Origin of the sequence: Sanguibacter keddieii DSM 10542, from assembly GCF_000024925.1 — a bacterium.
Classification (GTDB): domain Bacteria; phylum Actinomycetota; class Actinomycetes; order Actinomycetales; family Cellulomonadaceae; genus Sanguibacter; species Sanguibacter keddieii.
In genome coordinates, this window is record NC_013521.1 from 2127157 (window position 1) to 2151334 (window position 24178).

16 protein-coding genes are annotated in these 24178 nt (G+C 72.3%); 6 read left to right on the forward strand and 10 right to left on the reverse strand.

Translation table 11 applies throughout. The annotated features are described in order from the left end of the window. Positions 1–84 precede the first annotated feature (84 nt). The 7 genes from SKED_RS18990 to SKED_RS09430 form a co-directional block, all read right to left on the reverse strand. Positions 85–1224, reverse strand: coding sequence for a 4'-phosphopantetheinyl transferase family protein (locus SKED_RS18990; protein WP_012866909.1), 1140 nt, complete (start codon positions 1222–1224; stop codon positions 85–87). Beyond that, entirely contained in the window at positions 1221–2180 is a 960-nt protein-coding gene (locus SKED_RS09405; RefSeq protein ID WP_012866910.1) for an ABC transporter permease, read from the reverse strand. The genes SKED_RS18990 and SKED_RS09405 overlap by 4 nt, the downstream gene beginning before the upstream one ends. Beyond that, complete coding sequence (locus SKED_RS09410; RefSeq protein ID WP_012866911.1) at positions 2177–3346, reverse strand: daunorubicin resistance protein DrrA family ABC transporter ATP-binding protein; 1170 nt, start codon at positions 3344–3346, stop codon at positions 2177–2179. The genes SKED_RS09405 and SKED_RS09410 overlap by 4 nt, the downstream gene beginning before the upstream one ends. Continuing rightward, positions 3343–3552: an MbtH family protein gene (locus SKED_RS09415; protein ID WP_012866912.1), complete on the reverse strand. Its 210-nt coding sequence runs from the start codon at positions 3550–3552 to the stop codon at positions 3343–3345. Before SKED_RS09415 ends, SKED_RS09410 begins: the two co-directional genes overlap by 4 nt. A gap of 356 nt (positions 3553–3908) precedes the next feature. Next, positions 3909–14855: a non-ribosomal peptide synthetase gene (locus tag SKED_RS09420; RefSeq protein ID WP_012866913.1), complete on the reverse strand. Its 10947-nt coding sequence runs from the start codon at positions 14853–14855 to the stop codon at positions 3909–3911. Between the two features lie 316 nt (positions 14856–15171). Continuing rightward, positions 15172–16080 carry a hypothetical protein gene (locus SKED_RS09425; protein ID WP_012866915.1) on the reverse strand — a complete coding sequence of 303 codons (909 nt, stop codon included), beginning with the start codon at positions 16078–16080 and terminating at the stop codon, positions 15172–15174. After that, positions 16058–17449 (reverse strand): YihY/virulence factor BrkB family protein, encoded by a 1392-nt coding sequence (locus SKED_RS09430; RefSeq protein WP_012866916.1) that lies wholly within the window; start codon positions 17447–17449, stop codon positions 16058–16060. The genes SKED_RS09425 and SKED_RS09430 overlap by 23 nt, the downstream gene beginning before the upstream one ends. 178 nt (positions 17450–17627) lie before the next feature. Between SKED_RS09430 and SKED_RS09435 the strand changes: the two genes are divergently transcribed. From SKED_RS09435 to SKED_RS20295, 3 genes are all read left to right on the forward strand, one after another. Next, positions 17628–18383 (forward strand): hypothetical protein, encoded by a 756-nt coding sequence (locus SKED_RS09435; RefSeq protein WP_012866917.1) that lies wholly within the window; start codon positions 17628–17630, stop codon positions 18381–18383. Beyond that, positions 18380–19063, forward strand: coding sequence for a DUF6308 family protein (locus SKED_RS09440; protein WP_012866918.1), 684 nt, complete (start codon positions 18380–18382; stop codon positions 19061–19063). Before SKED_RS09435 ends, SKED_RS09440 begins: the two co-directional genes overlap by 4 nt. 126 nt (positions 19064–19189) lie before the next feature. Then, the gene (locus SKED_RS20295; RefSeq protein WP_012866919.1) at positions 19190–19342 is read left to right on the forward strand and encodes a hypothetical protein; all 153 of its coding nucleotides are present in this window, start codon (positions 19190–19192) and stop codon (positions 19340–19342) included. Between the two features lie 64 nt (positions 19343–19406). Here SKED_RS20295 and SKED_RS09445 read toward each other — a convergent pair whose 3' ends face one another. Then, positions 19407–19799, reverse strand: coding sequence for a barstar family protein (locus SKED_RS09445; RefSeq protein WP_012866920.1), 393 nt, complete (start codon positions 19797–19799; stop codon positions 19407–19409). A 53-nt stretch (positions 19800–19852) separates the two neighbouring features. Between SKED_RS09445 and SKED_RS09450 the strand changes: the two genes are divergently transcribed. Then, positions 19853–20335: a GNAT family N-acetyltransferase gene (locus SKED_RS09450; RefSeq protein WP_012866921.1), complete on the forward strand. Its 483-nt coding sequence runs from the start codon at positions 19853–19855 to the stop codon at positions 20333–20335. A 99-nt stretch (positions 20336–20434) separates the two neighbouring features. Beyond that, positions 20435–21427 carry an NAD-dependent epimerase/dehydratase family protein gene (locus SKED_RS09455; RefSeq protein WP_012866922.1) on the forward strand — a complete coding sequence of 331 codons (993 nt, stop codon included), beginning with the start codon at positions 20435–20437 and terminating at the stop codon, positions 21425–21427. A 96-nt stretch (positions 21428–21523) separates the two neighbouring features. Here the strand turns inward: SKED_RS09455 and SKED_RS09460 are convergent, their stop codons facing one another. Next, positions 21524–22570, reverse strand: a complete 1047-nt coding sequence (locus SKED_RS09460; RefSeq protein WP_012866923.1) for an NAD(P)-dependent alcohol dehydrogenase — start codon at positions 22568–22570, stop codon at positions 21524–21526. Positions 22571–22758: 188 nt separating this feature from the next. Here SKED_RS09460 and SKED_RS09465 point away from each other — a divergent pair, with 188 nt between their 5' ends. Next, a complete protein-coding gene (locus SKED_RS09465) occupies positions 22759–23667 on the forward strand; it encodes a helix-turn-helix domain-containing protein (protein WP_012866924.1) in 909 nt (302 codons plus the stop codon). 18 nt (positions 23668–23685) lie between these two features. On the opposite strand, the gene SKED_RS09470 is transcribed toward SKED_RS09465, so the two are convergent. Further along, entirely contained in the window at positions 23686–24087 is a 402-nt protein-coding gene (locus SKED_RS09470) for a polyketide cyclase (protein ID WP_012866925.1), read from the reverse strand. Positions 24088–24178 lie beyond the last annotated feature (91 nt).

Here is a 24178-nt window from a genome sequence, read left to right on the forward strand (position 1 = left end):
GCCCTCAAGCCCTCAAGCCCTCAAGCCCTCAAGCCCTCAAGCCCTCAAGCCCTCAAGCCCTCAAGCCCTCAAGCCCTCAAGCCCTCAAGCCCTCAAGCCCTCAGATGATGCGATCTGCATCGCGATGCTGGTGATGTCGACGGCATGGATCCGCGCCGGAACACGCGCTGCGATCGCGGACCTGTAGCCAGGCTCCGTCGGGAGCTCGGTGACGGACAGCCCGAGTGCCTCGGCCGCTCCCGCCTGCTCGACGAGCCGCCACTCCCACGGGCCGATCATGTCGGCGCGTGTCGGCAGCACTGCGTCGTCAGGACGCGCTGCGAGGAGGAGCTCGTGAGGTGGTGACGCCAGACCGACGCCCACGGCCTTGAGCACGGCTTCCTTCTCGACCCAGCACGACAGACGAGCAGCAGTCCCCGAGGCCCCGCGCGTCACCGGACCGAAGCGCTCTCGCTCGTCGGGGTGCAGCACGAAGTCGTCGAAGCCGTCGAAGACCGTCGACGGGACACGCTCGATGTCCACACCCACCTCCGTCCCCTCGTCGGCGACGGCGACCAGCACCCGCTGCTCAGAGCTCGACGTGCTCACCGACAGCCCCGCGACGCGCGGGCGACCGTGCGGCAGGTGACAGGTGCTGCAGGTCCTGTCCACGACGATCTGCGGCGCCAGGCTCAACGGCACACCCAGGCGCGCGGCGACCAGCAGCCTCAGCGCGACGCGGCCTGCCAGCGTCCTGCGCGCATCGTCGGGACGCTGGCGACGTGCCGCGGCCTCCCGGTCAGCCGGGTCGACGAGCTGCTGGGCGGCCTCGACCTCGAGAGCCGTCCGACGCGCGGGGCCGCTCCGGACCAGGCCGTCGAGCGCTTGAGTGCCGTGCCCGAGCGCAGCGACGCCGCCCGATGTCGGACAGACAGCTGCTGCCGTCTGGTCAGTCGACGCCTGCTGGTCAGGAAACGCCTGGTCGCCCAGCAACGCCGAGTCGACAGTCAACGCGGGGTGGCCAGGCAACGCCCGTTCGACAGACGAAGCCCGGTGAATAGACGACGCCTGGTCGCCAGACGAAGCCCGGTCGACAGACGACGCTAGGTCGACAGACGAAGCCCGGTCGACAGACGACGCTCGCTGCACAGATGGCACCGCACCACCCACGAGCGCGCCCGCCGCCGACAGCCTGCCGCACGCGGCCAGGACGTCGTCGACGGACGCGTCGAGCAGGGTGATCATCGCTTGCTGATGCGCCGGTACTGGCCGACAGCGATCGGGGCGAAGACCGCGATGATCGCGATGCAGCACACGAAGGCGTAGAGCATCGCGTTCTGCGCGGCCCAGCCATCAGCGACCTCGAAGCCGGCGGGAGGCTCGTTGCCGAAGCCCTGACGGACCGCAGTCGCGACAGCAGTCACGGGGTTCCACTCGGCGATCGTCCGCAGCACGCCCGGGAGCATGTCGGCGGACACAAAAGCACCGGAGATGAAGCACACCGGGAACAGCCACAGCAGACCGAGGCTCTGCGCGACCTCGACGCTGCGCGCGGTGAGCGCGATGGCCGCACCGATCCACGACGTCGCGAAGGCGAACAGCACCAGCAGCCCGAAGGTGAGGAGCACCTGCCCGACACCGTTGTCGACGCGCCACCCGATGGCGAGCCCGCACAGCACGATCACGACGATCGAGATGCCGCTCGTCACCAGGTCAGACGTCGTCCTCCCGAGGATCACGCCGACCCGGGACATGGGCAGCGCACGGAAGCGGTCGATCAGCCCGGACTGCAGGTCCTTCGCGAGGTAGACCGCGGTGAAGGACGAGTTGAACGTCAGCGTCTGCGCCAGGATGCCGCCGATGAGGAACTCACGGTACGCGTCGCCCCCCAGCGCGCCGCCGAACACGAACGCCAGGATCAGCACGAAGATGATCGGCTGCGCCACCCCCGTCACGAGCGCGCCAGGCGTCCGCCGCACGTTCACGACGTTGCGTCGCGCGACGACCCAGCCGTCACGGACCGCGGACACGAGCGGGGCGAGGACGCCCCCGCGCACCTCGGGGATCTCGATCACCGAGGTCGGGACGGCGGTCTGCAGACCGGTGCCCTGGGAAGGCGCACCACCACCGGAGGAGCTCGTCGCGGTCGCGCTCGTCCCGGTCGCGCTCGCGCTCGTCTCGTCGCTCTGGAGCGTGCTCATGACACCACCACCTTGCTGGTCTTGTCGGGCTCGCCGTCAGGACTCTCGGTGGCGCCCGTCTCGGCCGCATCACCGGACCTCTCGGACGAGCCGGTCGTCTGGAGCCGGCGTGCGCGGCTCGGCTCGGGCGACCGCTCGCCGTCATGACCGTCGCTGTCTCGGCTGTCGCCGTCTCGTACGTCCGCATCACCAGCACCGTCGTCGTGCGCCTCCGAGTCAGCCTCAGCACCCGCCTCGGTGGCGGTGCTGCCGGTCAGACGGAGGAACACCTCGTCGAGGGTCGGCTGACGCAGCGCCGCCTCGGCGACGTCGACCTGCGCGTCGGCGAGGGCGTGCAGGACGGCGCGGAACGCGTCGCTGCCACCGGTCGCGCGCGCCGTGAGACGTCGCGAGCGCTCGTCGAGCATCGCGTCCTGCGCGGTCCGACGTGCCGCGGCCAGGGCCGCTGCGCCGTCCGAGCCGGGCGCGATGACGATGTCGATCCACGCGCCGCCCGCCTGGGCCTTGAGCTCGGTCGCGGTCCCCTCGGCGATGATGGCCCCGGCGTCGATGACGGCGATCTTGTCCGCGAGCTGGTCGGCCTCCTCGAGGTACTGCGTCGTGAGGAGGACCGTCGTCCCCGAGGTGGCGAGGGACTCGATCGCGTCCCACGTGTCCCGGCGCCCACGCGGGTCCAGCCCGGTCGTCGGCTCGTCGAGGATCACGACGGGAGGGCGGGCGACGATCGCACCCGCCAGGTCGAGCCTGCGCTTCATGCCGCCCGAGTACGAGCCGGCCTGCTTGGAGTCGGCCACGTCGTCGAGGCGGAAGTCGCGGAGCAGCTCGCGCGCCCGGGCCTTCGCCTGCGAGCGCCGCATGCCGTACAGCTCCCCCACCATGGTGAGGTTCTCGAAGCCGCTGAGCTTGTCGTCGACGGCCGCGTACTGCCCCGACACCCCGAGGTTGCGTCGGACGAGGTGACCAGCCGTGCGCACCGAGTGCCCCGCGACCGTCACCTCCCCCGCGTCAGGCTCAAGGAGTGTCGTGAGCACGCGCACCGTCGTGGTCTTGCCGGCGCCGTTGGGGCCGAGCAGGCCCTGCACGCTGCCCTCGGGCACCTCGAGCTCCACCCCGGCCAGGGCCTGGAAGTCGCCGAATCGCTTGGTGAGTCCGTGGATGGAGATCACGACGCGATGCGCTCCTGGTCGTGCACGGGAGTGATGTCCTGCCAGTGCTCGGTCACGTACCCGAGGGCCTGGTCCTTCGCGGCAGGACCGAACACGGCCACCCAACCCTGGGGGACGTCGGCGAACTCGGGCCACAGGGAGTGCTGGTTGACGCCGTTCACGAGGACCCTGAACTGCGCCTCGTCGTTGTCGAAGGGGTTCGTCATCGTCTTTCCTCTTCTCGTCGTCTGTCGGCTGTTGTCGGGGAGCTGTCGTCGGGGGTGGTTCGACGCCCCCACCGGCGCGGATGGGTCTAGATCACGAAGAGGTCACGCGGTGTGACCGGGGGCACAGTCGCCACATCGCACACCTGCCCAGGCCCCGATCGTCGAGAGAGCGACGACGCGTGAGGATCCACGCACGGTCGCCCCGACAGGTCGGAGGGCAGACGCCGGGCCTGTGTCGCACCCAGACGTGAAGGCAGCACGACGGCCGCCGCACGGCGAAGATCTCGCCACGTGCGACGGCCGTCTGAGGCTGTCTCGGGTGCTAGACCCGCTGACCTCCCGGGAACCAGAAGTCCCTACTCCTGCTCCACGCCCCGCAGCAGCTCGTCGAGGACCGGGGCGACGTCGTCCATCGCCTCGTCGCTGAGCATGTCGGAGTGGCGCACGGCGACGGTGCTGGACGTCACCGAGCCACGGACGTGCTTCTCCCACGCGGACGGCTCCGGCCGACCGGCCGGGACCTCCTCCGTGGCCTCGAAGACGTGCAGGTCCCCCTCGAGCTCGGGCACCGGCGTCGTGTCGAACAGCTCGCCCATCCGCACGAAGCGGCGGACGCTGCGCTCGATCGACTCGACGGGGACGTCGCCGAGCGGGTTGCCCGCCTCACCGAGCATCGCCAGCACCGTCCGGACGTCGAGCTCGACGTCGTCGGGTGCCGTGATGCCGTTGGCGTCGAGGAAGCCGCGCCACATGGCGTCGCCACCGGCGACCCCCTCGAGCGCCGACTCCTCGGTCGGGTAGGCGTCGAGGAGCGCGACGAGCGCCACCTCGTCGCCCTGCGCCTGCAGGCGTGCCGCCAGGTGCTGCGCCAGACGACCGCCGAACGACCAGCCGAGCAGGTGGTACGGCCCCTCGGGCTGGACGGTGCGCATCGCGGCCACGTACTCGTCGAGCAGGTCGTCGAGCGTCTCCGCCGTCGCAGTCTCCGGCTCGTCGGGCGCGATGCCCGGCATCTGCAGCCCGAGCACCGGGCGCCGCGTGGACAGACGACCGAGCAGCACCGAGTACTTCCAGCTGACACCGCTGGCCGGGTGCACCGCGAACAGCGGAGCGCCCGTGCCCTCGGGGCGCAGCGGGAGGATCGTCCGCAGGCTGTCCGCCACGTCCGCGGTCCCCGACCCCGCGAGGGCCGCGAGCCCCGCGACCGTCGGGGCCTGGAACAGCGCCTGCACCGGCAGCGAGCTGCCGAGCGCCGTGTTCACCGCGGTGATCGCCGGCTGCGCAACGAAGGAGTGACCACCGAGCTCGAAGAACGAGTCGTCAGCACCCACGTCCGAGACCCCGAGGACCTTCGCGAAGGCCGCGGCGACGGCGCTCTCCGCACCAGGTGCCGGGGCACGGCCGCCAGCACCCACGGTCTCGAGCTCGGGCAGGGCCCGGACGTCGACCTTGCCGTTGGGGGTCAGCGGGATCTCGTCGACCACGCGGACCGCCGCCGGGACCATGTAGTCCGGCACCCGCGAGCGGAGGTCCGCCATGAGGTCGGCGGTGAGGTGGTCTGCACCGTGCTCGACGGTGTGATCCGGCGCCTCTCCTGCGGGCTCCGCCGACGGCCGTCCTGCGGTGTGCTCCAACCCGCCTCCTGCAGTCTGCGCCGCGAGCACGACCCACGCGCCGAGGCTGACGCCACGGGCGGTCTCGACCGGGCGGACGACGGCCTGCGAGACGCCGTCGGCGGCGCGCAAGAGCGCCTCGACCTCGCCGGGCTCGACGCGGTGGCCGCGGATCTTCACCTGGCCGTCGCTGCGTCCGAGCGTCACGACGCTCGGACGGCGCCCGTCGACGGAGTCACGGACCACCACGAGGTCACCCGTGCGGTACATGCGGCTGCCGTCGGCGGCGAAGGGGTCGGCGACGAACCGCTCGGCCGTCGCTCCCCCGCGCCCGGCATACCCGTGGGCCAGCTGGCTGCCGGCGAGCCACAGCTCGCCGACGCTGCCCGGCAGGGCCGGGCGCAGACGGGAGTCGAGCACGTAGCCGATGGTGTGCGGCGTCGTCGCGCCCAGCTCGGGGCTCGGGGCCTCGGACACGCGGGCGACGAGCGAGTCGACACCCACCTCCGTCGGTCCGTAGAGGTTCCACGCCTCGACCGCGGGCCGCTCGCGCAGCCAGTCCCACAGCCCGGCGTCGAGCGCCTCGCCACCGAGCAGCATCGTGAACGGAGCCTCGGGCGAGCGGGCGTTGAGCAGCGTGGTGAGCGAGGTCTGCCCGGCGAGCGCCGCGACATAGCTCGGCGTCGTCTCCCAGGCGGAGATCTCCCGCTGCTCGAACAGCTCGACGAGAGCCTCCGGGTCGCGACGGACCTCGTCGCCCACGACGTGCAGCTCGTGACCGGCGACCAGCCACAGGACGGGGTCCATCGCGGCGTCGAAACCAACACCGGTGGTGTGCGCCATCACGGCACGACGCACCGCAGGGTCGGGCATGAGCGTCGCACGGTGCGAGACCAGGAGGCTGGCCAGCGCGGCGTGCGGCACCTGGACGGCCTTCGGCTCGCCCGTCGTGCCCGAGGTGAAGATCAGGTAGGCGGGGTCGTCGAGGGACGGGTTGGTGGTGCTAGCAGCAGGAGCAGGAACGACATCGGAGCTGTCAGACGACCCCGCCCGCGTGAGCAGGTCGGCGAGGGCGACGACCTGGGAACGGTCGAGACCTGCCTCCTCGGCGGCACGGTGGGTGAGATCGGTGCTGTGGGTGAGGTCGGAGACGTGCCCCTCGCTCTGCCCTTGGTGCGTACCCTGCGGCTCGTGCTCGCTCTGCCCTTCAGGCTCGCCCTGCGCCTCTGGCACGTGGACGACGAGGCGCGGGGCTGCGCTGCGGAGCATGCTGGCGACGCGCTCGGCGGGGAGCTCGTCGTCGACCGGGGCAACCACGCCACCTGCACGCCAGACGGCGAGCAGTGCGGCGATGGTGTCGGTCGAGCGGGGCAGACGGAGGGCCACCACGTCACCAGCGCCGACCCCGTGCGCGGTCAGCCCGGCGGCGAGGGCCGAGACCCGGGCGTCAAGGTCGATGAAGTCGAGCGACTCCGCCGCGTACGCCTCCCCGGGCCCGACGAGCGCGACCTGCTCGCCGAAGCGGCGGACCGACTCGGCGAAGACGTCGAGGACCGGACGGGGCTCGCACACCGACGGCCACGCGTCGAGCGGGGCGAGCGTGCTCTGCGACAGGACGGTGTCGACGAGCGGCTCGTCGGGCGCGTCCGCCGCCTCGCGGAGGAAGTCGACCCACCGGTCGACCAGCCCACGGGCCGCGTGCACGCTGAACATCGCCGCGTTGTACTCGAGCACGCCGTCGACGGTGCCGGAGGTGTCAGAGCCGGAGGTCGGGCTCTCGCCACGTGTTCCGGCAGCGCCGGCTCCGTCTGCACCTCGGGTACCAGCACCAGCACCTGCGCCACGGGGGCGCAGGGTGAAGGACAGGTCGACCTTCGCGCTGCCGGTCGTGCCCGGGGCCACCGGGCGTGCCTTGACGCCCTCGAGGTCGAGGCTGATCCCGGTGGGCTCCTCGACGGACAGCATGGTCTGGAACACCGGGTGGCGACCCAGACGACGCTCGGGGGCGAGAGCCTCGACGATGCGCTCGAAGGGCACGGACTCCCCCTCGAGCGCCTGGAGGGTCGCCGAGCGGGCGCGCTCGATCGCGTCGGCGAGGCTCGGGGCCCCGTCGGTCAGGTCGATGCGCAGCGGGAGGGTGTTGACGAAGAACCCGACCAGGTCGGCCACGTCAGCGTCGGTCCGGCCCGCCGAGGGTGACCCGATGACGACGTCGTCGCCCGCACCGATGCGGTGCAGGTACCCGGCGAGACCGCCGAGCCACCCGTGGAACCCGCTCGCCGACTGGCGCGCAGCAGCAGCGGAGACACGACGTGCGACGTCAGCCGGGATCTCGAACTCCAGCAGCCCGGCGGGCTGCGCGGCAGTCTCGGGACGGCGGCCGTCGGCCGGCAGGTCGAGCTCGGCCGGCGCACCCGCCAGGCCCTCGACCCACGCGTCCAGCAGGTGCTGGGAGGTGGCGTCAGAGTCAGCACCGACGTGCTCGCGGCGGGCGACGTCGGCGTACTGGACCTCGAGCGGGCGCTGCAGCTTGGCAGAGCCGCTGCGGCGCGCGGTGTACGACGCCGAGAGGTCACGGACCAGCGGGGCGAGCGACGCACCGTCGGTCGCGACGTGGTGGATCACCAGGTCCAGACGCCACCGGTGGTCACCGGTCGCGACGAGCGCGGCGCGCACTGGCTGGTCGACCGTGAGGTCGAAGCCCACGCTCGTGTCGACCGGCTCGTCACCCATCAGCCCGGTGGGCGAGGGGTGCACGCGCTGGACCGGACGGCCGTCGACCTCGGGGTACGTGGTGCGCAGCACCTCGTGGCGGTCGACCAGGTCGTCGACGGCACCGGACAGCGCCGCGACGTCGAGGTCGCCCGACAGCTCGACCTGCAGCACCACGGAGTACTCCGCCGAGCTCGGGTCCAGCCGGTTGAGGAACCACAGGCGCGCCTGGCCCGACGTGAGCGGCAGCTCCTCGCCGTCCTGGCGCGGGTTCGCCGCGACCCAGGCACGCAGGCCAGGGGCAGGGTCTGAAGCAGCAACGCTCGTACCGGCAGCACCGGCCCCAGCGGCGTCTGCGCCAGCACCAGCACCCGACGACCCACGGCCGAGCAGCGCGAGGAGCGCGGCCGGCGTCGGGGCGTCGAAGACGGCGCGCAGCGGGAGGGTCGCGCCGAGCTCGTCGCGGACACGGCCGGCGAGGGCCACCGCGAGCAGGGAGTGACCGCCGAGGGCGAAGAAGTCGTCGTCGAGACCGACGTCGCGCACACCGAGGACGTCGCCGACGATCGCGCAGAGCGCACGCTCGTCGTCGGTCTCAGGAGCCCGGGACGGCCCGCGGTCGCCCGGCTCGGGCAGCGCGGCGACGTCCACCTTGCCGTTCGGGGTCAGCGGCACCGCGTCGATCGGGGTGATCGACGTCGGGACCATGTAGTCCGGCAGCTCGGCCGCCGCGAAGGCACGGACGGCAGAGGTGTCGAGCGCCGAGGGGGCGAGCGCAGTGCCCGTGGTACCAGCAGCGCTGCCCACCACCCACGCGACGAGGCGCGCGGTGTCGGGGCCGCCGGGAGTCACCACGCGGGCGACCGCGGTGCGGACGCCGTCGGCGCGCTCGAGGGTGCGCTCGACGTCCTCGACCTCGATGCGGTAGCCGCGGAGCTTGACCTGGTCGTCGTCGCGGCGGACGAACTCGAGCTCGCCCGACAGGCGCCGGCGCACCACGTCACCCGTGCGGTACATGCGGGTGCCGTCGCCGCTGGGGTCGGCCACGAAGCGCGACGCGGTCTCGGCCGAGCGGCCGAGGTACCCGTGCGCCTCAGAAGGACCAGAGAGGTACAGCTCTCCCTCGACACCCGGCGGGACCGGGCGCAGCGTCGAGTCGAGGACGCGCGCCGTGACGTTCGCGATCGGCGCGCCGATGGTCACCCGGCCGGCCTCGACCGGGGCGAGCACCGAGTCCACCGTGAACTCGCTCGGGCCGTAGAGGTTCCAGCCGTCGACACCGGGAGCCGCCGCCAGGCGGTCCCACAGCGCGGTCGGCACGGCCTCGCCGCCGACGGCGACGAGCAGCGGGACCTCGCGGTCCGCCGCACCGTCGAGCAGACCGACGGTCACGAGCTGCTGGGCGTACGACGGCGTCGTCTCGAGGACGTCGATGCCGTGCTCGACGACCGCCCGCACGACAGCCTCGGCGTCCGTGCGCGTCGCGTCGTCAGCCATGTGCAGCGTCGTCCCGGAGACCAGCCACAGGATCGGGTCCCAGGCCGCGTCGAAGCCCAGGCCCGACAGGTGCAGCATGCGCGGGAGGCGCGGGGTGCTGGTAGCGCTGGTCGTCTCGCTGGCGCTACTCAGACCCGCGAGGCGCTCGCGGAGCGGGCCGACGAGGGTGTCCTCGTGCTGGGCCAGGACGTTCGCGAGGGCGGAGTGGGGCACCTGGACACCCTTGGGCGTGCCGGTGGTCCCGGAGGTGTAGACGAGGTACGCGACGTCCCGGGGGGCCGGAGCCGCAGGGAGCGAGACGGTTGCCGTGCCGTCGCTGGGCGAGCCGGCGTCGACGACGTCCTGGGCGGTGCGGACGACGAGCTGGTCTTCGTCTTCGACGTCGCCGTCCTCGCCGAGCAGACCGACGAGCGTGCTCGCGCGGTCGGCGTCGTCGGTGACGAGCACCCGGGAGTCGCTGTCCGTGAGGATCTGCACGACGCGGGCGTCGGGGTAGGCCACGTCGACCGGGACCGCGACGGCCCCGGCGCGCAGGGCGGCGAGGACGAGGACCACGGCGTCGGAGGTGCGCGGGAGCGCCACGGCGACGCGGTCGCCGCGGGTCACGCCGAGGGACAGCAGGCCGCGGGCGGCGGCGTCGACACGGACGTCGAGGGACGCGAAGTCCAGGCTGCCGTGCGTGTCGACGAGGGCCGGCTCGGTGCCGTGCGCCGCGACCGTCTCGGCGAGGCGGTCGAGGACCGTCCCACCGGCAGCGAGCTCACGCCCGGTGCTCTGCTCGGCGAGGCGCTCGGCGGTCTCCGCGTCGACCGACGGGAGGTCGGAGAGGCGGCTGTCGGTCGAGTCGACGATCGCGGTGAGCACCCGGTCGAGGGCGTCGCGCAGGCGCTCGGCGGTCGCGCGGTCGAACAGCGCGCGGTCGTAGCCGAGGGCCCCGACGAGCGGGCCGTCGTCACCGGTGGGGGTCTGGAAGTCGACGAGCAGGTCGGCCTTGACGCCGGCGCTCGTCACCTGCCCGGGGACGGTGACCGCCAGGCCGTCGAGGTCGAGCTCGGCCGGCTCGTTGCTCTGCAGGGTGAGCAGCACCTGGAACAGCGGGTGCCGGTCGGCGACGCGCGGCGGGCGCAGGGCGTCGACGAGCGAGTCGAAGGGCACGTCCTGGTGGGCGTAGGCCTCGGTGTTTCCGGCCCGCACGCGGCCGAGGACCTCGGCCAGGGTCGGGTCCTGCGCCAGGGAGGTCCGCAGCACGACGGTCGTCACGAAGAACCCGACGAGCTCGTCGAGCTGCGGGTCGGCGCGTCCGGCCACGGGGGTGCCGAGGACCACGTCCTCGCCCGCGCCCTGCTGCTCGAGCGCCACGGCGAGCGCCGTGTGCAGCACGATGAACACGCTGGTGCGGTGCTCGGCGGCAAGAGCGCGGACCGCTGCGTGCCGCTGCGGGTCGAGCTCGAGGGCGACCTCGCCGACACCGTTCTGCTCGGGGTCGCTCGGGTCTGCGGCGCCGCGAGAGCGGTCGCGCGGCAGACTGATCTCGTCCGGCGCACCGGCGAGGGCGCGGTTCCAGTAGGTGAGCTGCTCGGCCAGGACGCTCGACTCGTCGTCCGGGTCGCCGAGGTGCTCGCGCTGCCAGAGCGTGAAGTCGGCATAGGTGACCGGAAGGTCCGACTGCTCAGGGGCGTGCCCGGCGGCGCGCGCCGCGTACGCGACGGAGAGGTCGCGGGCGAAGGGCGCCAGCGACCAGCCGTCGGAGGCGATGTGGTGCATGGTCGCGACGAGCACGTGGGTGTCCGGCGCGGTCCGCAGCAGCACCGCGCGCAGCGGGGTCTGCTCGGTGACGTCGAAGGGGCGCAGCGCCTCCTGCTCGATCACGGCGTCCACCTGCGAGGCGGGCACGTCGACCGAGGTGAAGGGGACGGTGCTGTCGTCGCCGTCGAGGACTACCTGGACGGGCTCGCCGTCCATGTAGGGGAACACGGTGCGCAGCGGCTCGTGCCGGGCGACCACGTCACCGAAGGCGGCGCGGAGCGCGGCCACGTCGAGGCGACCGGCGAGGTTCAGCACGACCGGGATGTTGTATGCGGCCGACGCCGGCTCGAGGCGGTTGAGGAACCACAGGCGGCGCTGCGCCAGCGAGACCGGCAGGCGGTCCGGGCGGGCGGCAGGTGCCAGGCGGGCGGCGCGTCGGGGCGCGGTGCCGTCGGCGGCGAGCTCCTCGTCGTCGCCCGACGCGGTGAGGCCGGCGAGCTGTGCGACGGTGGGCTTCTCGAAGACGTCGCGGACGGTCACCGTGACGTCGAGCGCCTGGGTGAGGGCCGAGGCGAGACGGGTCGCGAGCAGCGAGTGACCGCCGGCGGCGAAGAAGTCCTCCTCGATGCCGACCGACTCGACGCCGAGCACCTCGGCGAAGGCCGTGGCGACGGTCCGCTGCACGGCGGTGCGGGGCTGCTGGGCGGAGTCGTCGGCGCTGCGCCCGGGGGTGGGCAGGGCCCGGCGGTCGAGCTTGCCGTTGGGGGTCAGCGGCAGGTCCGCCAGTGTCATGACGGCGCTGGGCACCATGTAGTCGGGCAGGTCGGCGCGCAACGCGTCGCGGACCCGGGTGCCCAGGCGCTCGTCGGCTCCACCGTCGGCCGCGCCGTCGCCCTCGCCGGTGACGTACCCGACGAGGCGGGCCGCGGGGCCCTCGCCCTGGACGATCGCCGCGGCGCCGACGACGCCGTCCTGGCGGCGCATGGCCGCCTCGATCTCGGTGAGCTCGACGCGGTACCCGCGGATCTTGACCTGGTCGTCGATACGACCGAGGAACCGCAGCGAGCCGTCGTGGCGGCGGCGCACCACGTCGCCCGTGCGGTACATGCGGGAGCCGTCGCTCGCGAAGGGGTCGGCGACGAAGCGCTCGGCGCTCAGGCCGGGCTGGCCCACGTACCCGCGGGCCACGTTGACCCCGGCGAGGTACAGCTCGCCGACGGCGCGGTCCGGGACGGGGCTCAGGCTCGCGTCGAGGATGTAGTGGCGGCTGTTGCGCACGGACGTCCCGATGTGGGGGTCACCGGCGGTGATGGTCGCCACGAGGCTGTCGACGGTGACCTCGGTGGGGCCGTAGAAGTTCACGGCGTGCACGTCGTCGAGGGCGCCGAGGGCGTCCCACAGCGAGGGGCCGACCTCCTCGCCGCCGAGGGCGACGACGGTCGGGTGCGGGTCGCGGTCGAACAGGCCGGCCGCGAGCAGGGCCTCGGCGAAGGACGGCGTGGTCTCGATCGAGTCGATGCCGGCGTCGGAGAGGTGGTCGGCGAGGCGCTGGGGGTCACGGCGCACGTCGTCGTCGATCATGTGGAGCTCGTGGCCGGCGAACAGCCACAGCAGGGGGTCCCACGCGGCGTCGAAGGACAGGCCGGCGGTGTGCGCGACGCGCACCGGGCGCCCGAGGCGCTCTGCCGCGGGGTCGAACAGCTCGGTCCGGTGGTGCTGGAAGAGGTTGCGCAGCGCGACACGCTCGACGCCGACGCCCTTGGGGCGTCCGGTGCTGCCGGAGGTGAACACGACGTAGGCGAGGTCGGTGCCGTGCAGCGTCGGGAGGGTCGACGCGTCGTCGCTGCACCGACGCCAGGACCCGGCGGTGTCAGAGTCGACGGCGACGGATGGCACGGTCCAGCGAGCGCCGGCAGCGCGGTCGCGCTCCGCCTGGCGGTGGCTGGTGAGGAGCAGCACCGGCTCGGAGTCCTCGATCATGCCCGCGACGCGGTCGATCGGGTACTCCGGGTCGAGCGGCACGTACACGCCGCCGGCCTTCAGGACCGCGAGGACGAGGAGCGGGAGGTGCTTGCTGCGCTCGATGCGCACGGCCACGCAGCGGCCCGTCTCGACGCCCTGGGCGAGGAGGTGGTGGGCCATGCGGGTCGACTCGGCGTCGAGCTCGGCGAAGGTGAGCTGCCCGTCGGGGGCCACCACGGCGACGTCGTCGCCGCGCTGGGAGGCCGCCGCGGCGAAGGCCTCCAGGACGGTCTCGGCCTCGATGGGGAGCTCGGGGCCGGCACCCTGCTGGAGCAGACCGGCGACCTCGTCGTCGGCGACGACGCGTGCCGAGGTGACGGCCAGGTCGTCGGGCTGGGCCACGACCTGGTCGACGAGGGCGAGCAGGCGATCGGCGTGCTCGGTGAGGCTCTCCACGGTGTGCAGGGCGGCGTCGCCCTCGAGCTGGACGGTCGGGACCGCGGCGTCGCTCTCGAGCCCGGAGACCACGAAGGAAAGGTCGTGCACCGGGCCGGTCGACAGGATGCGCACCTCGCCGCGAGCGGAGCCGAAGGCGAGCGCGTCGATGACGGGGAGCAGGTTGACCGACGGGCCGGCCTGCGACGGGGCGGTCGGCAGGTCCTCGGTGCGGAAGCGCTGGTGCTTGACGACCCCGCGCAGCACGAAGCCGGCGTGCTGGATCGTCTCGGCGACGGTGGCCGACGCAGACACGTCGACGCGGACCGGCAGGATGCTCGACAGCATCGACGGGGTCGACTTGGCGACCTTGCCGCGGCGGGCCGTGACCGGCAGGCCGAGGGAGACGGTCTCCTGGCCGGTGATCTTGGCGAGGTACACGGCGATGATGCCGACCATCGTCTTGGGGAGGTCGCGACCGAGGGCGGCGAGCGCTGCCGCCTGGGTCTCGGTCAGCGGCACGGCGACGCGGACCACACGGGTCGCAGCACGACCGGTGGTGCCCTCGAGGCCGTCGACCGTGGTCTCCTCCTCGAAGGTCTCGCGCCAGAACGCCTCGTCCTCGGCGAACTCCTCCGACGTGCGGTACTCCTCGAGGGCGTCGAGCAGCTCGAGGTGGCCGGGGAACGGCGAGGGGGTCTTCGCGGCCGTGCGGGCCACGCGTCCGGCGAGCGGTCGCAGCAGCAGACCCGTCGGGGCGCGCTTGTCGAGCTCGGTGTACACCCGGGCGAGGTAGTGCAGGGCGATGACGGCCGAGTAGCCGTCGAGCGTGATGTGGTGGACGCGCTGGAAGAACAGCGACCTGTCCCCCGCGAGACGGAACAGGATCGCGCCGAAGAGCTCGTCGCCGGTGATGTCGCGCGGCGTGGCCATCTCCGCGTCCATGAGAGCGCGGGCCTTCTCGACGGCGGTGTCGACGTCCTCGGAGCGCAGGTCGACGACCTCGAGGAGGTCGTCGGTGGGCTCCGGGCGGCGCATCACGGCGTGCGGGCCGTCGTCGTCGGATCGGAAGCGCATGCTGATCGAGTCGATGTCACGGACGGTCTTGGTGAGCGCGATGCTCAGCAGGCGCGGGTCCACCGGGCCCTCGACGTCCAGGTACTGGCCGATCTGGTACGTCGCGTTGCCCGGGTCGAGCTGCTGCGCGTACCAGATGCCTCGCTGGGCGGGGGTCAGCGGCAGGCGCAGATCTGACGTCTCGGCGCTGTCACCGACGTCCGGGGCTGTCGTGCTCGTGGCGGTCGTCTCGGTCTGGGCGTCCTGCTCGTGCTTCGTCACTCGTCGCTCTCCTCACAGACGAGGTCCCGCCCTCGGGCGGGACCTCGTGTCGCTGCGTCGGTCGTCCCGACGGACCTCGGGCCTGGGTGGGGTCCTACTGGAACTGCCCGATCTGCAGGAAGTTGAGGATCCCGCCGAAGTCGATCAGCGGTCCCTGGATGAGCGGGCCTTCGATCAGTGCGGTCCAGATGTCCATGAGGTGCTCCTTCGGTGCGGTCTCGTGGACGCCCCGGGAGGGACGTCATGGAGAGTTCGGAGCCTGGAGCAGGGCGGATGGGTGGAGTCTGGAGGAGGATCCGGCGAGAGTCTCCGCTGCTCAGCCGAGCGCGCGGTGCCCGCGGTGCGCAGAGTGCTCGTCGAGGAACGACTCGAGGGCCTCGAGCCCGATGCCCTGGCAGCCGTGGGCGTCGAACCGGCTCAGCGACGGGATCCGCGTGACGGTCTCGACGTCCTGGATCCGCGAGCAGTAGAGGATGCGCAGCTCCTCGAGGTGCTCGAGGCTCTCCAGGGCGGCGATCGAGGTCAGAGCAGGCAGGCTCTGCAGGCGCAGCCGACGCAGGCCCGACAGCCGGTCGATCCCGGTGAGGTCGGTGATCTTGCGACCGCCGAGCAGGCCGAGGTCCACGAGGGGCAGGTGGGAGACCGCCTCGAAGATCTCAGGAGCGGGCAGCGGCACGGTGCGCAGCTGCAGCGTGGAGAGCGTCGGCAGGGAGAGCAGCGCGGCCCACGACGTCCTGGTCGGGGCCAGGTGGGCGTGCTCGAGGTACGGGAACGTGTCGGCCGCGAAGGTCGACGGACCGTCGGTCGTGTACGAGCGGACGGCGGGGAGGGAGAGGCCCTTGGGCCAGCGGGTCGGTCGCCCGCCGGTGAGCACCGTCAAGGTCGTCACCGACCCGGGGATCCCGCCCTGGTCCAGAGCCTTGACGAGGTCTGGCTCGACGTACGGGCCGATCGTGAGGTCCGTGAGGTTCGGGAAGTCGTGCAGCCGGGCCGGGAGACGGGTGAGCTGCGCGTCGTGCGGGGCGCGCAGGCGCAGGGTGCGGACGTGCACGTCGCGCTCCGGGTCGGCGCTCTCCTCGAGCGCGACGAAGCCCTCGTCGTCGCGTCCGAGCGGCCCGTGCGCGGCGGCGGCCATGAGCCAGCCCGTCGGGAGCGTGTCACCGGTGGCCCTGCTGCCCGCAGCGGTCACCCATCCGGCCTGGTCAGCGTCGTCGACTGAGGTCATGGGCGCCAGTGTAGGGATCACCGGCGACGCTGTCAGTCACGTGGTCGCTGTCGGGTTCGTGGGCGCTGTCGGGCTCGTGGGCGCTGTCAGCCTCGTCGTCCTGCTCCACCGGCTCCGGCGTCGCCTGAGCCACCTCGGGCGGGGTCGTGCCGCGCATTCGCTGCACCTCGGCGTTGAGGACGCCGCCGGCGAGGATGACGATGCTGCTCACCCACAGCCACAGGACCGCGGCGAGGATCGCACCGATGGTCTGCGCGGCGATCGCGACCGTCTGGGTCGCCGCGTCCTCCCCCGGCACGCTCGAGCCGGCAGCCCCGAGGTACACCTGGAAGCCGAGGGCCACCACGAGCAGGCCGATCGTCCCGCCGACCGCACCCGGCAGGCAACGCTGCCAGGTGGTCGACACGTTCGGGCCGTAGCGGTACAGCAGCGCGAGGAACCCCACCGCGAGCAGCACGACCGCGGGCCACCGCAGCAGCTCCCACGCGGACGTGAACACCGAGCCGAGGCCGAAGAGGTTCGCGATCTCCTCGCCGCCGCCCAGCAGCGGGCCGATCACCAGCATGCTCAGCAGCACCACGAGGGTCAGCACCGCGCCGAGCGCCAGGGCCAGCCCCAGCATCACCTGCTGGACGAAGCTGCGACGCTCCTCCACGGTGTACGCGTCGTCGAGCGCCCGGATGGCCGCCCGGAACATGCGGCTGGCGAGCCACAGCGCCACGACCGTGCCACCGATGGCCACTCCCGTGCGCTCCTGCCCCAGCAGCCCCTCGACCAGCGGTGCCAGCACGTCGGCACCGATCTGGTGGTCGAACACCCGCACCACCTGGTCCACCACGGTCGACTGGATCTGCTCGACCCTCTCCTGCCCCACGAACCGCTCGAGCGAGCCCAGCGCCGCACCGAAGGCGGTCACCAGCGGCAGGATCGAGATGAGCGCGTAGTACGTCATCTCCGCGGCCAGCCCCGTCACCCGCACGTGCGAGATCCGCCGGGCGCAGCGCACCACGAGCAGCGGCACGTTCAACCACCCGACCGACACCGGGTGCGCCTCGGTGAAGTCCTCGATGCGCTGCAGCACCGGCGGCTTGTCCTTGGTGCCACGACGGCGCTTGCGCTCGCGGCCGGCAGCGAGGGCGTTCGCGCCGACGTGCGTCGCACCGAGGGCCGCACCCGCACCGAAGACCACGGCGAGGACCTCCCCGAGGGCGCCGCCGACCACCGCGTTCGCGAGCAGCCCGACGACGAGCGCCGCCGTCACCGACCCGATGGTGGTGGCGGCGGTGCTGATCTTCTCGCGCGCGGGCAGCCAGAGCCGGATCACGACGGCGCAGACGAGTCCCGTGGTGACGAGCAGCATGAGGGTCATCGGGTGAGCACCATGGGGAGAACTCTGTCACGGGGCGGGTCGCAGCGCGGAGTCGGGATCGGGGCCTGCGGAGAGCCCTTCGGCCTCCCGCCGGTTCACCTGCTGGTCACCGGACGTTCAGGCAGTCTTCCGCGAGCAGCCGTCTGGTGTGCGCACACCGACCGCTAGCGTCACCCCCATGACCACGGCGACGCGGTTCCAGACGGCACGCGCGCGGTGGGCGGTGGCCGTCGGGTACGTCACCTGCTGGGTCGCCGGGCTGCTCGTCGGAGGGCCACAGCTCGGACCGGACGCCACGGCCGCCGAGATCGGGCTCGCGTTCTCGGACGAGACGCGTGTCCTCGTCTTCGCCGTCCTCGTGCACGGCGCCGCTGCCGCGTTCCTCGTGCTGCTGGGCCTCTCGCTGTCCTCGGGTCGGACGCGGCGGCCGGTCGTCGCGCTCGCCACGATCGCCGCGGTGCTGTCCCTCGACCAGCTCGCCGGGGAGGTCAGTCTCGCCGTCGACCCGTACCGCACCGGGTCCGTCGCCCTCTGGGAGATGGTGAGCCGCGTCGACGGGGTCAAGATGCTGGTCCTCGCGGCGCTGGTGGGGACGGTCTGCGCAGGGGCTGTGCGGCGTGGGCGAGCGCTGATGGTCGTCACGGTAGTCACGGCGGTCGCCCTCGTCCTGTCGGGCATCGGGTACCTCACGCTGTCTGCGGCGCTCATGGGTCTTGCCGCCGCGTCCTTGCCGTTGCTGCTCGCCTGGGTCGTCGTCGCCACCGCAGCGACGGTCGGTTCAGAAGCGATCGATGACGGTCCATCGGTGCGGCGCGGTGGGTGGCTGCGGCGCGGTGGGACCAGCGCCTCCGGGGCGTGCCCGCAGACTTCGCCCGCTCCTGAGGTCGTCGCGAGCTCACCAGGAGAACACCAGGGGCTTACGCTCCGAGGATGACGACGATCCGGGTCGGGGGCACCCACACCAGCCTCGAGAAGGCGCAGCAGTACGTCCGCGAGTACGTGACGAACCCGGGACGGATCTGGGCCTATCCCGCGTACGACGGCTACCCCGGGCACGACGGGCCCGAGCTCGGCGCGGCCGACCTGCTGGCGCCAGCGCTGCTCAACGCCGGGCAGAACGCCATCGGCAGCTACTACGGCTTCGAGTCGATCCTCGACGTCCTCAACGAACGGCTCGCTGAGATCCCGACGGACGTCACGCTCGACGAGGCCACGCCTGGGACGCTCGAGAGCATCGCCCAGCTCTACGGGGTGCTCGACACGAGCAAGCCGAAGTTCATCAGCCTCACCAAGCTGTCCAAGGCGCTGCACCGCAAGCGCCCCGGGCTGCTCCCGCTGTACGACCGGAACATCCGCCACTGCTACGTCTACGCGCACGGCGCGCCGGTCCCCGACACGAAGAACCGCAGCTGGACCGACCTCACCCGGTTGTGGGTCGCGGCGGTACAGGAGGACCTGACGGCCCAGCTCGAGCACTGGACCGCGCTGGCCGCTCTCGCGACGGGACCGACCGTCACGCCGCTGCGGGCGCTCGACATCATCGGTTGGCACCTCGGTGACCCGCGCGGGACCGGCGAGTGGTCTGCCGAGGACCCAGAACCCTCCGACGTGTAGGACGAGGCTCCGGTCAGAGGTCGCGACGACCGCCTCCCACCGAGAGCCCAGCCGCCAGCACCTCGAGGCGGCTCACATCCCCACCGTGCCGCACCCGGCGGCCGGGCCCAGGCAAAGGAGCCTGAGATGTACGTAGGTGCCTACCACTCGACCAACCAGTCCGACCCCGACGTGCACCACATCTACGACGACTGCCCGAGCGGGCAGCAGATCCCGGCAGGCAACCGCCGGGACGGCACGGGCGGCTGGCGGATCTGCGAGCACTGCAACGTCCGATGAGCCGTGGCGGGGGCGCGACGCGTCCCCGCCCTTCGACGGACTGGACGCGTTTGCTCTCAGCGGCTCAGGCGAGCGTGAGCCGGAGCTCAGGGTGACCTGCGAAGACCTCCAGCACGAGGTCGAAGTAGGTCGGACCTGTCCCGGCGTCGAGGGCCGCGAGCGCCCGCTCCGCCAGACCTGACGCGTAGACCTCCGGTCGGTCGAGCTTCGCCTGGTACCAGGCGCGTGTCGTCTCGGCACCGAGAGCCGCTCGGGAGACCGCATGGTCCGCCCAGGTTACGTGCACGTCGTCCTGGCCGTGCAGCACACCGAAGCCGCCGTAGAGCAGGTCGTCGAGAGCGTCGAGGCTCTCCCCCAGCCGCCAGTCCTCGTCCGGCATGAAGACACGGTCCAGCTCGACGTAGAGCGACGCGATGTCGTGGACGGTCGAGCCGTCGATCGTGAGTGCCAGAGCCATCTGAAGGTCCTCCTCTCGAGGTGTGGTGTGCGCCGCGTGCGACGATCTCTCGCATGAGGCTACGAGACGCGACCGACGAGGACCTCGACCTGCTGCACGACATGCTCTACGAGGCGTTCACCTGGGACGGCACCGCACGGTTCACCCGCGAGCAGGTCCGCGCCGACGAGCACACGGTCCGGTACCTCGGCGGCTGGCAGCAGCCCGGCGACCTCGGGCTCGTGGCGCTCGACGAGGACGACCGTCCGCTCGGGGCCGTCTGGGCGCGGGCGCTGCCCGCCGAGGCCCCGGGCTACGGGTTCGTGGCCGACGACGTGCCTGAGATCGGGATGGGCGTGGGTGCCGCCCACCGTGGTCGTGGGGTCGGGTCGGCGTTGCTCGCCGGTCACCTCGACCAGGCACGTGCCCAGGGCTGGCGTGCACTGAGCCTGAGCGTCGAGGACGGGAACGTCGCAGCCCGCGCCCTCTACGAGCGGCACGGGTTCGTGGTCGTCGGGCGCAACGGCGGGTCCGACACCATGCTGCGCGAGCTGTAGACGCGCGCACTCCGCCTCCCGCGACCGGCCCCGTCCGCACCTCCTCTGCCCTGAGCAGACGACGCACCACCACCAGAGCCCGTCGTGTTCACTAGGCCCATGCGACGCACCCTCATCCTCGGCGGCACGGCATGGCTCGGACACGAGATCGCCCGGCAGGCGGTCGCCCGCGGCGACGAGGTCGTCTGCCTCGCCCGCGGCACCTCCGGCAGCGCACCTGACGGCGCTCGGCTCGTCGTCGCCGACCGGGCCCAGCCCGGCGCCTACGACGCTCTCGACGGCGAGTGGGACCACGTCGTCGAGCTCTCCTACGACCTGCCGCTCGTCACCTCGGCGCTCGACGCGCTCGCGGACCGCGCCCGGCACTGGACGCTGGTCTCGACGGTGTCCGTCTACGCACGCACCGACGTGCCCGGTGCCGACGAGTCCGCGGACGTGGTCGAGCCGGTCGACCTCACGGACTACGGGCAGGCGAAGGTCGCTGCTGAGCGGGCGACGTCCGCGCGGGTGGGCAGCCGGCTGCTGGTCGTCCGCCCGGGGTTGATCGCCGGGCCCGGTGACCCGAGCGACCGGTTCGGCTACTGGGTCGCGCGGCTCTCCCGGGGTGGGACGGTGCTCTCGCCGACGGCCGCCGGTCGGTACGTCCAGGTGATCGACGTCGGTGACCTCGCCGGGTTCGTCGTGCGTGCCGGGTCGGACGGGACGACCGGCGTCGTCGACGCGGTCGGCCACCCGCACAGCTTCGCCGAGCTCCTCTCGCAGGCCCGCGACGTCACCGGCTTCGAGGGCGAGATCGTCGAGGCGGACGACCCGTGGCTGCTCGACCACGACGTCCGGTACTGGGCCGGACCACGGTCGCTGCCGTTGTGGATCCCGGTGGAGGACGCCGGCTTCGCGCGGCGCAGCAACGCCGCCTACCTCGCGGCTGGTGGGACGGTGCGGCCGCTCGTCGACACGCTGCGCCGGACGCTCGACGACGAGGTTGCACGTGGCGTGGACCGCGAGCGCCGGTCCGGTCTCGCGTCGGCGGACGAGGCTGCCCTCGTGGCCGAGCTCGGCGCAGCGGCGGCCCCTGCCTCGCATCAGCGCTGAGTCCACACTCGCGCCAGCGCAGAGCCCTCAGACGGGCAGGAGCCCGGGACGCGTGGTGCGTCCCGGGCTCCTGCGGCTCACTTCGTGGTGCTGGTGTCAGACGAGCGTCGACGTGTCGATGACGAACCGGTAGCGGACGTCGGACTTGAGGACGCGCTCCCAGGCCTCGTTGACCTGGTCGGCGTTGATGACCTCGATCTCGGCACCGATGCCGTGCTCGGCGCAGAAGTCGAGCATCTCCTGGGTCTCGCCGATGGAGCCGATGGCCGACCCGGCGAAGGAGCGGCGCGACGGGATGAGCGAGAACACCTGGACCGGCAGCGGGGTGGGCGGTGCGCCCACGTTGACCATGGTGCCGTCGACGGCCAGGAGGCCGAGGTAGGCGTTGAGGTCGATCTCGGCGCTCACCGTGTTGATGATGAGGTCGAAGGAGCTCGCGAGCTCGGTGAAGGTCTCGGGGTCGCTCGTCGCGAAGTAGCGGTCAGCGCCGAGGCGCAGACCGTCCTCCTGCTTCTTGAGGGACTGCGACAGCACCGTGACGTCAGCACCGAGGGCGTGCGCGAGCTTGACGGCCATGTGGCCGAGCCCGCCCATGCCGACGACGGCGACCTTGGTGCCCGGGCCCGCTCCCCAGTGGTGGAGGGGCGAGTAGGTGGTGATGCCGGCGCAGAGCAGCGGTGCGGCGACATCGAGCTCGAGGCCGTCGGGGATGCGGAGCACGAACTTCTCGGTGACGACGACCTGCTGGGAGTACCCGCCCTGGGTGGGCGTGCCGTCGACGTCGGTGCCGTCGTAGGTGCCGATGTTGCCCTTGAGGCAGTACTGCTCGAGGCCCTTCTGGCACTGCTCGCACTCACCGCACGAGTTGACCATGCAGCCGACGCCGACGCGGTCGCCGACCGCGTACTTGGTCACGTCGGAGCCGACCTCGGCGACGACGCCGGCGATCTCGTGCCCGACGACGATCGGGTACTGGACGCCGCCCCACTCGCCGCGGGCGGTGTGGATGTCGGAGTGGCAGATGCCGGCGAACTTGATGTCGATGCGGACGTCGAGCGGGCCGACGTCGCGGCGCTCGATGGTGGTGCGCTCGAGCGGCTGGTCGGGTGCGGTCGCTGCGTACGCGGAGACTGTGGTGGGCATGGGGGCTCCATCCGGTGAGACGAGGTGTGGTGGGCGCGGACGACGGGAACGCGTCACGTCGTCGGCCTGATCTCCATGGTGCAGTGCCCGAGCGGTCGGCCGCGACCTGAGAGGGGGGTCCTGTCGTACCCCCCTCTGCGAGACCCGGTGGGCTGCTGCGCGCAGCGCCGCTCCCTACACTCGACGGTATGAAGAACCCGGAGGAGCTGCGTGACTTCCTCATGACTCGTCGCGCCCGGATCACCCCAGAGCAGGTCGGCCTGGTGTCTCACGGCACCCGCCGGGTCCCGGGGCTGCGCCGGGAGGAGGTGGCCATGGCTGCGGGGGTCTCGACGGACTACTACGTGCGCCTCGAGAAGGGCAAGGTCGTCAACCCGTCGGACTCGGTGCTCGACGCGGTGTCCCGCGTGCTCGAGCTCGACGAGGCCGAGCACGTCCACCTCTACGACCTGGTCCGCGCCACGTGCCGACGCACCGGCGCCACCGCTCGCACCCGGCCTGGTGGGCCGGTGCCGCGGCCCAGCCTGCAGTGGATGGTCGACTCGATGACCGACGCGGTCGCCGTCGTCGGCAACCCCTACCTGGGCATCACCGCGATGAACCACCTGGCCCGGGCGATGTTCTCCCCCATGCTCGACACGGTCACCGACGGTCGAGCGAACTTCTCGCGCTTCGCGTTCCTCGAGCCCACCGCACACGACTTCTACGCCGACTGGGAGAGCGCAGCCCGAACCTGCGTCGCGCTGCTGCGCATGGCCCTCGGTCGCCAGCCCCACCAGCGCGAGCTGCAGGCCCTCGTCGGCGAGCTCTCGACGCACAGCGCCGAGTTCCGCACCATGTGGGCCGCGCACGAGGTCCGTCTGCACCACTCGGGCACCAAGGCCTTCAACCACCCCGAGGTCGGCGTCGTCGAGCTGATGTACCACTCGATCGAGCTGCCCAGCGACCCTGGGCACACGCTGACCATCTACAACGCCGTCCCCGGCACCCCGTCGGCCGACGCGCTCAAGCTGCTGTCGAGCTGGGCGGCGAGCCAGGGTCGAGTCGAGGGGGCAGGCGGGGTCGCGGGCGGTGCGGCGGTCACCCCGAGCGCCTGATCCCGGAGATCTCGACGCTCAGGCGTCGGCTTCGAGGACCCCCCGGAGCCTCGCCAGGTCACCGCGGACGGTGGTCGCGTCCTGCTCGAAGTCCGAGTCCTCGACGTCTGGCAGACGGTAGAGCGTGAAGACCACCTCGCTGCCGTCGCCGTTGCGCAGGACGCGCAGCGGGTTGTGGACCACCGTGCCGTCAGGGAGGACGACGTCGTGGTCGAGGATGCCGTGCTCGACCGGGCCCGTGAAGCGCACCTCGACGGTGCCCATCGGTGAGTCCGTCACCCACCTGCCGTCGTCCTCGCGGATGCCGGAGCTCAGGCCTGCAGCCCACCGTGGCAGGTTCTGCGGGTCACCGGCGAACGCTGCCACCTCGGCGGCCGGGCGGTCGACGGGCTGAGAGATGTGGAGTGCCTCGTAGGTCATGCACCCAGTCAAGCAGCGGGCGGGCGCGAGGGGTAGGCATCCGGCCGTACCGCTCGCGCCCCGTCTTCAGCAGCAGTGGGTTCAGCCCTAC

Bases quoted from the DNA above. Each gene is read 5' to 3' on its own strand.
- SKED_RS18990 (WP_012866909.1), bottom strand. From the start codon at position 1,224: ATGATCACCCTGCTCGACGCGTCCGTCGACGACGTCCTGGCCGCGTGC.
- SKED_RS09405 (WP_012866910.1), bottom strand. From the start codon at position 2,180: ATGAGCACGCTCCAGAGCGACGAGACGAGCGCGAGCGCGACCGGGACG.
- SKED_RS09415 (WP_012866912.1), bottom strand. From the start codon at position 3,552: ATGACGAACCCCTTCGACAACGACGAGGCGCAGTTCAGGGTCCTCGTG.
- SKED_RS09425 (WP_012866915.1), bottom strand. From the start codon at position 16,080: ATGACCTCAGTCGACGACGCTGACCAGGCCGGATGGGTGACCGCTGCG.
- SKED_RS09430 (WP_012866916.1), bottom strand. From the start codon at position 17,449: ATGACCCTCATGCTGCTCGTCACCACGGGACTCGTCTGCGCCGTCGTG.
- SKED_RS09435 (WP_012866917.1), top strand. From the start codon at position 17,628: ATGACCACGGCGACGCGGTTCCAGACGGCACGCGCGCGGTGGGCGGTG.
- SKED_RS09440 (WP_012866918.1), top strand. From the start codon at position 18,380: ATGACGACGATCCGGGTCGGGGGCACCCACACCAGCCTCGAGAAGGCG.
- SKED_RS20295 (WP_012866919.1), top strand. From the start codon at position 19,190: ATGTACGTAGGTGCCTACCACTCGACCAACCAGTCCGACCCCGACGTG.
- SKED_RS09445 (WP_012866920.1), bottom strand. From the start codon at position 19,799: ATGGCTCTGGCACTCACGATCGACGGCTCGACCGTCCACGACATCGCG.
- SKED_RS09450 (WP_012866921.1), top strand. From the start codon at position 19,853: ATGAGGCTACGAGACGCGACCGACGAGGACCTCGACCTGCTGCACGAC.
- SKED_RS09455 (WP_012866922.1), top strand. From the start codon at position 20,435: ATGCGACGCACCCTCATCCTCGGCGGCACGGCATGGCTCGGACACGAG.
- SKED_RS09460 (WP_012866923.1), bottom strand. From the start codon at position 22,570: ATGCCCACCACAGTCTCCGCGTACGCAGCGACCGCACCCGACCAGCCG.
- SKED_RS09465 (WP_012866924.1), top strand. From the start codon at position 22,759: ATGAAGAACCCGGAGGAGCTGCGTGACTTCCTCATGACTCGTCGCGCC.
- SKED_RS09470 (WP_012866925.1), bottom strand. From the start codon at position 24,087: ATGACCTACGAGGCACTCCACATCTCTCAGCCCGTCGACCGCCCGGCC.